At 71.4% G+C, this 11,162-nt stretch carries 12 protein-coding genes and 1 rRNA gene; 10 read left to right on the top strand and 3 right to left on the bottom strand.

Features of this window, described 5'->3' with window-relative positions; genetic code table 11:
* The 9 genes from rrf to Q5694_RS27375 form a co-directional block, all read left to right on the top strand.
* Positions 1-66, top strand: a 5S ribosomal RNA gene (gene rrf, locus Q5694_RS34900); the annotation flags it as partial.
* 61 nt (positions 67-127) lie between these two features.
* A complete protein-coding gene (locus Q5694_RS27340) occupies positions 128-772 on the top strand; it encodes an HAD family hydrolase (RefSeq protein ID WP_333936054.1) in 645 nt (214 codons plus the stop codon).
* 84 nt (positions 773-856) lie between these two features.
* Positions 857-2,077: an MFS transporter gene (locus Q5694_RS27345; RefSeq protein WP_333936055.1), complete on the top strand. Its 1,221-nt coding sequence runs from the start codon at positions 857-859 to the stop codon at positions 2,075-2,077.
* Entirely contained in the window at positions 2,028-3,200 is a 1,173-nt protein-coding gene (locus tag Q5694_RS27350) for an acetoin utilization protein AcuC (RefSeq protein WP_333936056.1), read from the top strand. Before Q5694_RS27345 ends, Q5694_RS27350 begins: the two co-directional genes overlap by 50 nt.
* 134 nt (positions 3,201-3,334) lie before the next feature.
* Positions 3,335-4,150, top strand: coding sequence for a phosphatase (locus tag Q5694_RS27355; RefSeq protein WP_333936057.1), 816 nt, complete (start codon positions 3,335-3,337; stop codon positions 4,148-4,150).
* 129 nt (positions 4,151-4,279) lie between these two features.
* A complete protein-coding gene (locus Q5694_RS27360) occupies positions 4,280-4,492 on the top strand; it encodes a helix-turn-helix domain-containing protein (protein WP_157842153.1) in 213 nt (70 codons plus the stop codon).
* Positions 4,493-4,646: 154 nt separating this feature from the next.
* Entirely contained in the window at positions 4,647-4,745 is a 99-nt protein-coding gene (locus Q5694_RS27365) for a 30S ribosomal protein bS22 (protein ID WP_003948845.1), read from the top strand.
* 202 nt (positions 4,746-4,947) lie between these two features.
* Positions 4,948-6,009: an NAD-dependent epimerase/dehydratase family protein gene (locus Q5694_RS27370; RefSeq protein ID WP_333936058.1), complete on the top strand. Its 1,062-nt coding sequence runs from the start codon at positions 4,948-4,950 to the stop codon at positions 6,007-6,009.
* A gap of 14 nt (positions 6,010-6,023) precedes the next feature.
* Positions 6,024-7,076, top strand: a complete 1,053-nt coding sequence (locus Q5694_RS27375) for a lysophospholipid acyltransferase family protein (RefSeq protein ID WP_333936059.1) — start codon at positions 6,024-6,026, stop codon at positions 7,074-7,076.
* 71 nt (positions 7,077-7,147) lie between these two features.
* Here Q5694_RS27375 and Q5694_RS27380 read toward each other — a convergent pair whose 3' ends face one another.
* The 3 genes from Q5694_RS27380 to Q5694_RS27390 form a co-directional block, all read right to left on the bottom strand.
* A complete protein-coding gene (locus Q5694_RS27380) occupies positions 7,148-8,401 on the bottom strand; it encodes a DUF5667 domain-containing protein (RefSeq protein ID WP_333936060.1) in 1,254 nt (417 codons plus the stop codon).
* A gap of 236 nt (positions 8,402-8,637) precedes the next feature.
* Positions 8,638-9,408 carry an ECF subfamily RNA polymerase sigma factor, BldN family gene (locus Q5694_RS27385; RefSeq protein ID WP_333936061.1) on the bottom strand — a complete coding sequence of 257 codons (771 nt, stop codon included), beginning with the start codon at positions 9,406-9,408 and terminating at the stop codon, positions 8,638-8,640.
* Positions 9,409-9,759: 351 nt separating this feature from the next.
* Complete coding sequence (locus Q5694_RS27390) at positions 9,760-10,677, bottom strand: HAD family hydrolase (protein ID WP_333936062.1); 918 nt, start codon at positions 10,675-10,677, stop codon at positions 9,760-9,762.
* Positions 10,678-10,839: 162 nt separating this feature from the next.
* Between Q5694_RS27390 and Q5694_RS27395 the strand changes: the two genes are divergently transcribed.
* Positions 10,840-11,118: a glutaredoxin family protein gene (locus tag Q5694_RS27395; protein WP_333936063.1), complete on the top strand. Its 279-nt coding sequence runs from the start codon at positions 10,840-10,842 to the stop codon at positions 11,116-11,118.
* Positions 11,119-11,162: the final 44 nt, after the last annotated feature.

Consider the following 11,162-nt stretch of genomic DNA (forward strand, 5'->3'; position numbering starts at 1 on the left):
GCTAAGCCTTACAGCGCCGATGGTACTGCAGGGGGGACCCTGTGGGAGAGTAGGACGCCGCCGAACAATCATTGGGAGAACCCCCGCATCGAAAGATGCGGGGGTTTTCTGCGTTTAGGGTGTAGTGGTGCGCTATGACCTCGTGATCTTCGACAATGACGGTGTCCTCGTCGACAGTGAGCCGATTTCCAACCGGCACCTGGCCGCCTACCTCACCGAGCTGGGGCACCCGACGACCTACGAGGAGTCCCTGCGCGACTACATGGGGGCCGCGATGCACCGTGTCCACGACCTGGTGGGGGAGCGGACCGGGCGGCGGCTGCCCGAGGAGTTCGACGACGTCTTCCACGCTCGCGTCTTCGCGGCCTTCGAGCGGGACCTGAAGCCGGTCGAAGGTGTCGAGGAAGTACTGCAGAAGCTCACCGCGGACTCCGTGCCGTACTGCGTGGCGTCGTCCGGGAGCCACGAGCGGATCCGGGTGGGGCATCGGACGACCGGGCTGGACCGGTGGTTCGACGAAGGGCGGGTCTTCAGCTCGCAGGACGTGGGGCGGGGCAAGCCGGCTCCCGATCTCTTCCTGTACGCGGCGGAGCGGATGGGCGTGGCGCCGGAGCGGTGTGTCGTCGTCGAGGACAGTCCGCTGGGGGTGCAGGCCGCCGTCGCGGCAGGGATGGACGTGTACGGGTTCACCGCCATGACGCCGGCGGACAGATTGGCCGGCTGCCGTGGGCTGTTCTCGGACATGGGAGAGCTGATCGGTCTGCTGGGCTGAGGCCCGTCGCGGCGGGGAAGATGAGGCGAATTCATCTTTGGCCGGATCTACCCACGGGTAGGCCGGGGCCCTACGCTCGCCGCCATGACTGAAGTGCTGCGGCGCGGCCGGGCCTCGTTGGCGTTCGGCTTCTTCGTGCAGGGAGTCGCCTTCGCCCTGCTGGTGACGCGGATCCCCGCCATCCAGGACCGGTACGGGGTGTCCGACGCGCTGCTGCCCGCCTTCCTGGCGGCGGTCCCGATCCTGGCGGGGATCGGCAGTGTGACGACCGAGCGGCTGGTGAAGCGGTTGCCCCCCAGCCGGCTGCTGCGGTGGTCCCAGCCGGTGGTGCTGCTGGCGCTGCTCGGCGTGGGGGCCGGGCGGCGGATGGTCGAACTGGGCGTCTGCCTCGCCGCGTTCGGTCTCGCCGTCGGTGTGCTGGACGCGTCGATGAACATGCTCGGGGTGAGCCTGCAGCGGTCGTACGGGCGCAGCATCATGCTGAGTTTCCACGCGGCCTACAGTCTGGGCGGGATCGTCGGGGCCTCGCTGGCGTGGGCCGGGGCGCACCGGGAACTGGCGCTGTGGGTGTCGTACCTGCCGGTCGTGGTGGTGCTGCTGCCCGCCGTGCTGGTGGGGAGCCGGTGGTACGTCGACGATGACCGGGATGTGGTGGCCGGTGCGGCGGAGAAGGCCGGTGAGGGGCAGACGCCGGTCCTCAAGCTGCTGCTGCCGTTGTGCCTGGTGATGACGGTGGCCTACATCGGCGACTCGACCGTCTCCAACTGGAGTGCGAAGTACCTGCAGGACGTGCTCGGGAGTTCCGAGCAGATGGCGACCGTGCCGTACAACGTGTACATGGTCACCACGCTGCTGGGGCGGGCGATCGGGGACTTCGGGGTGCGGCGGCTCGGGGCCGTGGCGGTGGTGCGGGGCGGGGCACTGGTGGCGGCCGGCGGGTTCGCCGTGGTGGCGTCGGCGCCCGGGGCGTGGCTGGGGATGCTGGGGTTCACCCTGCTCGGGCTGGGTCTGTGCGTGCTGGTGCCGCAGACGTTCGCGGCGGCCGGGAGGCTGTTCCCGGGTGCCTCGGACGCGGCCGTGGCGCGGCTGAACGTCTTCAACTACGTGGGGTTCCTGATCGGTTCGCCGCTGGTGGGGGCGCTCGGGGAGGCGTGGAGCTACCGCGGGGCCATGCTGGTGCCGATGGTGTTGGTGCTGGTGACGCTGGTGTACGCCCGGTCGTTCGCGACTCAACCGGACCGATACGGTGGCGGGCATGAGCGGCCGCGCACAGCTGATGTGGGACGAGGCAGTAACGGGCTATGACTTCGGCTCGGGCCATCCGATGGACCCGGTCCGGCTGGCGCTGACCCGGAGGCTGGTCGGTGCCTTCGGGCTGGACCGGGAGGTGGACGTGGTCGCCGCGAAGGCGGCCGGGGAGTCGACACTGCGGCTCGTGCACCGGGAGGACTACATCGAGGCGGTGAAGGCGGCCTCGGCGGACCCGGGGGCCGCCGACCAGTCGTACGGGCTGGGGACCATGGACGATCCGGCGTTCGCCGGGATGCACGAGGTGTCGTCGCTGATCGCCGGGCAGTCGGTGGGGGCGGCGGAGGCCGTGTGGCGCGGGGAGGCGCTGCACGCGGTGAACTTCGCGGGCGGGCTGCACCACGCGATGCCGGGCGGCGCCTCCGGTTTCTGCATCTACAACGACGCCTCCCTCGCCATCGCCCGGCTGCTGGAGCTGGGCGCCGAGCGGGTCGCGTACGTCGACGTCGACGTGCACCACGGGGACGGGGTGCAGGCGGCGTTCTGGGAGGACCCCCGGGTGCTGACGATCTCCCTGCACGAGCATCCCCGGACGTTGTTCCCGCAGACCGGGTGGCCGGAGGAGACGGGGGCGGGCTCGGCGGAGGGCTGCGCGGTGAACGTGGCGCTGCCGGCCGGCACCGGGGACGCGGGCTGGCTGCGGGCGTTCCACGCGATCGTGCCGGAGCTGATCGCCGACTTCCGCCCGCAGGTGCTGGTGACGCAGCACGGGGCCGACACGCACTTCGAGGACCCGCTGGCGCACCTGGCGGTGTCCCTGGACGCGCAGCGGGCGGTGCAGGTGGCCTGTCACGACCTGGCGCACGAGCACGCCGACGGCCGGTGGGTGGCCCTGGGCGGGGGCGGTTACGCGGTGGTGGACGTCGTACCGCGGTCCTGGACGCACCTGGTCGCGATCGCCGCGGGCCGGGCCGTGGCGCCCGAGGCGATGATCCCCGAGGCGTGGCGGCAGGAAGTGTTCGCCAGAACACGGCAGTTGGCGCCCGCGCGCATGACGGACGGACGCTGGCCCGTCGGCTGGTCCGCCTGGGAGGAGGGCTACGACCCCGCCGACCGGCTCGACCAGGCGGTCCTGGCGGCTCGCCGGGCGGTGTTCCCGCTGCGGGGGCTGCTGGCCTGAGCGGCGAGGGGTGAGCCGGAGGGCGCCCCGGCACGGGGTGGGTGACGGGGCGCTGTGCCGACCGGCGTAGGCCGACCGTGCGGTGTTCGGGCGTTCCCGGGACAGGTGCGGGGGCCGTCGCGCACGATCTCCTCGTGCTGACCCCGCAAGCTCTTCGCGCGCACCTCGTGGGCGCGCGGCTGGCCGGCACCGTGGCGACCTCGCGGGAGGGTAGCCTGCGGCGCTACCGGCTCTTCGCGGCCCGGGATCCCCGCGTGCTGCTCGGCATCGACCCGGAAGGTGCCTGGCAGCAGCGGGAGTTGCTGGAGCTGATGGCGGACCGGTGCGGAGTTTCGGCCGATCACCGGTGTACTTCCGGCCAGGATGTGATCGACCCGGCCCGGACCGTGGCGGCCCTGGACGCCTTCGCGGACCGGCTCGGCGACGCCGTGCGGCGGGGTGCCGCCGTGCTGCTCGGCACGGGGCACCCGCACCGGCTCCTCGGTTTCTACGCCGCTCTCGCAGACGCCTTGTCGGCGGCGGGATGTGCCGTCCTCACACCGGCGCAGGGTCGCTGTGTCGACATAACGACCCGGTTCGGTCTACGTACGTTCGTCCTCGACTACGTACGGGGAGTGGCGCTCGTGCGGACCCCCGCCCCCGAACGCCCCGGTTGTGAGCCCGGCGCACATACGCACTCACCCCTCCCGGTACGCACCGCGCTCGCCGCCGCGGCGGAGGCCGGCGGGCCCCTTCCCGGGCTGGTGATCGGCGACCACGGCTGGGTCTGCGGGGCAGGTCAGCTGGGGTTCGAGGCCATCGGACCGGCCGACACGGACGACCCGGCGCTGTTCGTGGGGGAGGCCGAGGGGTCCGTGGCCGTCGCCGTTCCACTGGATGACGGCGTGCGGTCCGATTACTACCTGCCGCTGACCCGCTACGTACTCAATCGGGCGTGTCTGTCACAGTAGGCCGCCGATGGGTGCACCTCTTCCCCACTCGCATCACCCGCCCCTACATTGGGGAGTGAGCACGCAGCGACGAAGAGTCACCGGAAGGGGAAGCCGGTGGCCGTCGAGTGCGGAAGGTTCAGGTGTGTCATGGCTGCAGCTGGCGAGAGGCCTCTGAACGAGGTTCAGTTCCTTACCGTGGCGGAAGTCGCCTCGGTGATGCGAGTGTCGAAGATGACCGTGTACCGGCTGGTGCACAGCGGTCATCTGCCCGCGATCCGGGTGGGGCGGTCCTTCCGCGTCCCCGAGCAAGCGGTTCACGAGTACCTCCGCGAGAGTTACGTGGGGGTGGACACCGCCTGACGGCTGGGGCGGGGAGGCCCCGCAGGGCACTCGGGGATCTCCCCGGCCCCCTCGATTACGACCTCAGCGCTCGGGCGGGTAGGCTGACCCCTCGTAGGTCGTATGGGCCCATGGCGCCCAAACACCGAGTGATGAGAAGTGAGCGAGGGTAGTCGTGGGCTCTGTTATCAAGAAGCGGCGCAAGCGGATGGCGAAGAAGAAGCACCGCAAGCTGCTCAAGCGCACGCGCGTTCAGCGTCGCAACAAGAAGTAGGTTCGCGACGCGGACGACGCGAGAGCGTTGCTGTGGCCCCCCACCGTCGGTGGGGGGCCACACGCATGTCCGGCTCCTGCGTCCGGCTGGCATCTGTCACCCCGCGCATCCGGCGGTCGTCACAGTGCGACGCCGACCCGCTAAGTTGGCCCCACGGGGGAACGCGGCGGGACAGGGACGTTTCTGAAGGAAGGCGCTGATCTTGGGCAAGGTCGTGCTCGTCACCGGAGTGGCCCGCCAGCTGGGGGGCCGGTTCGTCCGGCGGATCCAGCGTGACCAGGACGTCGACCGGGTCGTCGCCGTGGACGCGGTGCCGCCCGAGCACCATCTGGGCGGCGCGGACTTCGTCCAGGCCGACATCCGCCAGCCCGGGATCGCGCGGGTGCTCGCCGAGACGGGCGCCGACACGGTCGTCCACCTCGACGTGACAGGCACACCGCTGGGCAGCGGCAACCGGGCCTCCCTGAAGGAGACCAACGTCATCGGCACCATGCAGCTGCTCGGTGCCTGCCAGAAGTCCCCGGCGGTGCAGCGGCTGGTCGTGAAGTCCAGCACCAACGTCTACGGCTCCGCGCCCCGCGACCCGGCCGTCTTCACCGAGACGACCCCGCCCAAGTCCCTGCCCAGCGGTGGCTTCGCCAAGGACACCTGCGAGGTCGAGGGCTACGTCCGGGGCTTCGCGCGCCGGCGGCCCGACGTGGCGGTGTGCGTGCTGCGGTTCGCCAACATCCTCGGCCCGACCGCGGACACCCCGCTCGCCTCCTACTTCGCCCTGCCCGTGCTGCCCACCGTGTTCGGCTACGACCCGCGGCTGCAGTTCGTGCACGAGGACGACGTGATCGAGGTGCTGCGCATCGCCTCCCACGAGCCGCGGCGCGGCACCCTCAACAGCGGCACCTTCAACATCGCCGGGGACGGCGTGCTGCTGCTCTCCCAGTGCTCCAGGCGCCTGGGCCGCCCCACCGTGCCCCTGCTGCTCCCCGCGGTCACCTGGGCCGGCTCGCTGGTGCGTACGCTGGGAATGTCGGACTTCTCGCCCGAGCAGATCCGGCTGCTGACCCACGGCAGGGTCGTGTCCACGGGCCAGATGCGCGAGACGCTGGGATTCCAGCCCAAGTACACGACCGCGGAGACGTTCGCGGACTTCGCCCGCAGCCAGAGTCCCGGACTCCTTCCGCCGGAGGCCCTCGCGGGGGCCGTCGACCGGATCGCCGCGCTGCCCCTCGCGGGCGGCGCCCACCTCCCGACGCAGAGCGCCAACTGAGGAGCGCAGCAACGATGGCGGACGCCAAGGTCATTCCGTTCGACGACGACCGGTCCCGGGGCGGTGCGGCGCAGCGCCCCCAGCGCCGCCGCAGCGCGGGCGCCCGCCGCCCGGGCGTGGATCCGGCACCGGTCCGTGAGGTGCAGCCCCTGCCCACCGGTGCCGCCGCGCAGGAGGACGTCCCCGTGACCGCCGGGGAACAGCCGCCGCGGGAGCCGGACGGCGGGAGCGCCCTGGAGCGGCGGATCGCCGGCGGCCTGGCGTTCCTGCGCCGCCGCCTCACCGGCGACTACGAGGTCGACGACTTCGGCTACGACGAGGAACTGACCGACCAGGTCCTGATGTCGATGCTGCGCCCGCTGTACGAGAAGTACTTCCGGGTCGAGGTGAAGGGCGTCGAGAACATCCCGTCCGAGGGCGGCGCCCTGATCGTCGCCAACCACTCCGGGACGCTGCCGATGGACGGCCTGATGATGCAGGTGGCCGTGCACGACAACCATCCGGCGGGCCGGCATCTGCGCCTCCTGGCCGCCGACCTGGTGTTCATGCTGCCGGTGGTCAACGAGCTGGCCCGCAAGCTGGGTCACACCCTGGCGTGCGCGGAGGACGCGGCCCGCCTGCTGGAGCAGGGCGAGCTGGTCGGGGTGATGCCGGAGGGCTTCAAAGGGCTCGGCAAGCCCTTCGCGGACCGCTACAAGCTGCAGCGCTTCGGCCGCGGCGGTTTCGTCTCCACGGCCCTGCGGGCGGGGACGCCGATCATCCCGTGCTCGATCGTCGGGGCGGAGGAGATCTACCCGATGATCGGCAATGCCAAGACCCTGGCCCGGCTGCTGGGCCTGCCGTACTTCCCGGTCACGCCCACGTTCCCCTGGCTCGGGCCGCTCGGGGCGGTTCCGCTGCCGACCAAGTGGACGATCCAGTTCGGCGAGCCGATCCCGACGGACGGTTACCCGCCCGAGGCGGCCGAGGACCCGATGCTGATGTTCAACCTGACCGACCAGGTCAGGGAACAGATTCAGCACACCCTGTACAAGCTGCTGGTGCAACGGCGGTCGGTGTTCTTCTGATCCGGCGGTCTCACGGGTACGACGATGGGGGCGCCCCTTGCCGAAGGGGCGCCCCCACTGTCGACCGCCGGCTAGTCGGCGTCCTCGCTGTCGATGTCCAGGCCGGGCAGCAGGCCCGGCAGGAGCGGCGGGAGCGTCACATCCGGCTCGGGGGCGGGAGTGACGTCGTCCGCGGACGGGGACGTGCTGGCCTCGCTGTCCTTCGGCGGATCGAGGAGGCCGCCGGTGTTGCCGCCGAGCAGGCCGTCGTCGTCCTTGCCGGTGCCGGCCGAGCGGCTGGGGCTGCCGCTGCCGGTGCTGCCCTTGTCGCTGTGCCGGCCGCCGCTGTCGCCGGGGCGCGTCGAGCGGTCGTCGGTGCCGGAGGGGCCCGCGGGCGCGGACTGCGAGGCTCCCTGCCGCTCGCTCGCTCCGCCGCCGCCCCTGGCCGGGGGCTCGGGGAGCAGGGAGCGCAGCGGGGCCACGTCCTCGTCTATGGCGTCGAACACCGACGACACCTGCTCGCTGACGTCCCCGAGCTGGACGGGGAGTCTCTCGCGCAGCTCGCCCCAGGCCTCGCGGTGGGAGCTGGAGAACGCGGACAGGGCCTGGATGGGACCGAGCGAGTCCGGGTCGCGCCGGAACGCCTCGCTCAGCAGCCGGTGGCCCTCGGACGCGTCGTGCCGCATGCCGGACAGGGCGCGGCGGATCTCGCCCAGGGACTCGTGGTCGAGGGGGCCGCTGCGGCCCCGCTCCATCAGGCGGCGGGCTTCGCTGAGGCGGGTGGAGGCGTGGTCGAGGTAGACCCGGCCGCGCTCGTGCGCCCCGTCGGCGAGGCCGAGCTTGACGTCCTCGATGCCGCGCTTGAGGCCGTAGAGCGAGTCGCCGGGCAGGGCGTCGGAGCTGGCGGCGGAGACCCCGCCGAGAGCGCTCGCGGCCACGCCGACGCTCAGTCCGCCGGCGGTGAGGCCCTTGGCGAGGCGGGAACGGGGCCGGAACTTCTTCAGCGAACTCGCGCGATGGGCGCCGCGGGCCCGGGTGGAGCGCTGCTCGGGGACCGCACGGTCCGTCGCCCCGCCTCCCGCGGTGCCCTCCTGGAGCATGGCCTCGAACGCGGCCACCAGCTGGGCCCGCTGAACGACCTTGACCTCCGGGTCGAGCTCCGGCTTGGGCAGTGCGCCGAGACCGGAGGCCAGCGCCAGCAGGCGTGACCCCTCGGCCGGTTCCCCGGCCGCCGGTGCCGGTGCCGGGCCTTCGGACTTCTCGGCCGCCGTGCCCGGCTCGGACTGCTCCTCCAGGGCCTGGGCGAAGGCGTTCGCCCGCCGGTGCGCCGATACGTTCGCGATCACTGGCGGCACCTCCTCTCGTCATGACGGTCGACTCCCCAGGGGGTCCTGAGGGTTGCACACCCCGGGCACGACCACACGAACGGGTGATCGGTGTCGGCCAGGGGGTGACCACAGGGAGCCTGCATCCCGCACAACGAGCGGCGCGGCACTTGGGTTACGGATCCCGGATGATCGGATGCCGAAGTCAACGTACGGTCACGAAAAGTGAGTTGAACGTCGCCGAGCGTACCGGGCCGTCAGCGGGCGTCTTCCGGGAGGAGCCGGGCGAGCGTACGCACGGCCCGGTACTGGAGGGTCTTGATCGCGCCCTCGTTCTTGCCCATGACACGGGCCGTCTCGGCGACGGACAGGCCCTGGAGGAAGCGGAGCGTGACGCACTCCTGCTGCTGCGGGTTGAGCCGCCGCACGGCGTCGAGCAGGGCGGCGTTGGACAGGGACTCCAGGACGGAGTCCTCCGGGGAGCGCTCGACCTCGTTGGCGTCGAGCATCTCGCCCGTGGTGACCTCGAGGCGGAAGCGGCTGGACTTGAAGTGGTCCGCGACCAGGTTGCGCGCGATCGTCACCAGCCAGGCCCCGAAGTCGCGGCCCTGCCAGGTGAAGGTGCCGATCCGGCGCAGGGCGCGCAGGAAGGTCTCGCTGGTCAGGTCCTCGGCGGTCGCCTTTCCGCCGACCCGGTAGTAGATGTACCGGTAGACGGTGTCGCTGTACTGGTCGTAGAGGCGGCCGAAGGCGTCGGCCTCGCCGGCCTGGGCGCGCTCCACGAGGTCCATCATCCGGGCGCTGTCGCTGTCCGCCGCCGGGCGGCGGGCGGTGGCCGCCCCGGACGGGCGGCCTCGTCTGCCGACCGCGGCGCTGCCCTCGGCCAGTGCGTAGCACGGGCCGAGGGGCGCGGCGGTGGCGAATGCGGGGACGGCGTACGCGGTGGGGACGAAGCCGCGCAACAGGTCGAGGACCGTTGCGCGCAGCGTAGCCAGGCCCGAGGCGTCAACCCCGACGTGTGGGTACACGGGACTCCCAGAGGCAGAGCTTCCATCACGTGCAGTGCGGGACCTTTCACCCGTCGTAGCGACGGAGGGGTACCGGTTTGCGTCTGAGGAGAATAACGCTTCGTGCAGGGCCTGCTACACCGAGTTGCTCAAATCATCGATTACGTCGCTTCCGTAACCGATTGACGCCGCATCAAGTGTCAGATCGTGAACGACTGTTGATCGTAAAGCTTCGGATCGGGGTTGCGTCCAGGGCGTGTTGTGGCCGTGTGCAGCCAAGAGGACTGGATACGAGGTTGTGGGGGTACGCCAGTTGGATTTACGCGGATTGTCACGCCGCAAACATCCGTGTCCCGGTTCGATCACGTGGGGTCAGCGGCGGCGGCGGTGCAAAGCGATCGCCGCGGCCGTGCCGCCCGCCACCGCGCCGACGCCCGCCGCGGCCGGGATGCCGACCTTGGCGGCCTTGCGGCCGGTGCGGTAGTCGCGCAGGCGCCAGTCCAGCTCGCGGGCGTGCTTGCGCAGCTTGGAGTCCGGGTTGATGGCGTAGGGGTGGCCGACCAGCGAGAGCATCGGGATGTCGTTGTGCGAGTCGCTGTAGGCGGCGCACCGGCCGAGGTCCAGGCCCTCCGCGGCGGCCAGGGCGCGGACCGCCTCGGCCTTGGCGGGCCCGTGCAGCGGCTCGCCGACGAGTTTGCCGGTGTAGACGCCGTCGACGGACTCCGCGACCGTGCCGAGGGCGCCGGTCAGCCCGAGCCGGCGGGCGATCACCTGGGCGATCTCGACGGGGGCGGCCGTCACCAGCCACACCCTCTGGCCCGCGTCGAGGTGGGCCTGGGCGAGGGCGCGGGTGCCGGGCCAGATGCGCTCGGCCATGTACTCGTCGTAGATCTCCTCGCCGATCGACTGGAGTTCGGCGACGCGGTGGCCCTTGACGATGGACAGCGCCGACTCGCGCGCCTGCTGCATGTGCTCGGGGTCCTCGACCCCGGCCAGCCGGAACCACGCCTGCTGCCAGGCGAAACGGGCGAGTTCGCGGGTCTCGAAGAACTTCCGCTTGTACAGGCCCCGCCCGAAGTGGAAGAGGGCGGCGCCCTGCATGACGGTGTTGTCCAGGTCGAAGAAGGCGGCGGCCCGGTCGTCGCCGTGCACGGGGAACTGCGGTTCCGCGATGGTGGCGGCGGCTTCCTGGGTGGACTTGCGCGCTGCCTCCGCCGAGGCCTCGCCTGCCAAAACGCTCCGCGCCGTGGCGGAGCGCCTACGGGGGGTGAGCCATCCGAGAGCGGCCATGGCGTGAGCATAGCCATTCCGTCCGCAGGTTCCGGAGTCGAGAGGTTGGGACCCTGTGAACTCTGGGCGAGCGCGGCGTTAATCGGCGCCGGACCTCCTCGGACCGTCCGGCGTGTCCCCTGGCGTTCCGGCCGGCTTCCCCTCCCGCCCGGGCGCGCGACAATGGCCGACATGAGCCCACTGTTGCGTCGCAAATCCCCCGGGGACCGGCTCGTCACGCTCATCCGCAAGCCCGGCTGTCATCTGTGCGATGACGCACAGGTCGTGGTGGAGAAGGTGTGCGGCGATCTGGGCGTCCCCTGGGAGCAGAAGGACATCACCGAGGACCGTGAACTGCACGACCGGTACTGGGAGCAGATCCCCGTGGTGCTGGTGGACGGCCGGCAGCACACGTTCTGGCGCGTGGACGAGGGTCGCCTGCGCAGGGCGCTGACCGGCTGAGGCCGCCGGGAAGACTGACTGATCAGTACAAAGAGGTCCCTGAG

Source organism: Streptomyces sp. AHA2, from assembly GCF_036857595.1.
Taxonomy (GTDB): Bacteria; Actinomycetota; Actinomycetes; order Streptomycetales; family Streptomycetaceae; genus Streptomyces.

Bases quoted from the DNA above. Each gene is read 5' to 3' on its own strand.
- Q5694_RS27345 (WP_333936055.1), top strand. From the start codon at position 857: ATGACTGAAGTGCTGCGGCGCGGCCGGGCCTCGTTGGCGTTCGGCTTC.
- Q5694_RS27350 (WP_333936056.1), top strand. From the start codon at position 2,028: ATGAGCGGCCGCGCACAGCTGATGTGGGACGAGGCAGTAACGGGCTAT.
- Q5694_RS27360 (WP_157842153.1), top strand. From the start codon at position 4,280: ATGGCTGCAGCTGGCGAGAGGCCTCTGAACGAGGTTCAGTTCCTTACC.
- Q5694_RS27375 (WP_333936059.1), top strand. From the start codon at position 6,024: ATGGCGGACGCCAAGGTCATTCCGTTCGACGACGACCGGTCCCGGGGC.
- Q5694_RS27390 (WP_333936062.1), bottom strand. From the start codon at position 10,677: ATGGCCGCTCTCGGATGGCTCACCCCCCGTAGGCGCTCCGCCACGGCG.
- Q5694_RS27395 (WP_333936063.1), top strand. From the start codon at position 10,840: ATGGCCGACATGAGCCCACTGTTGCGTCGCAAATCCCCCGGGGACCGG.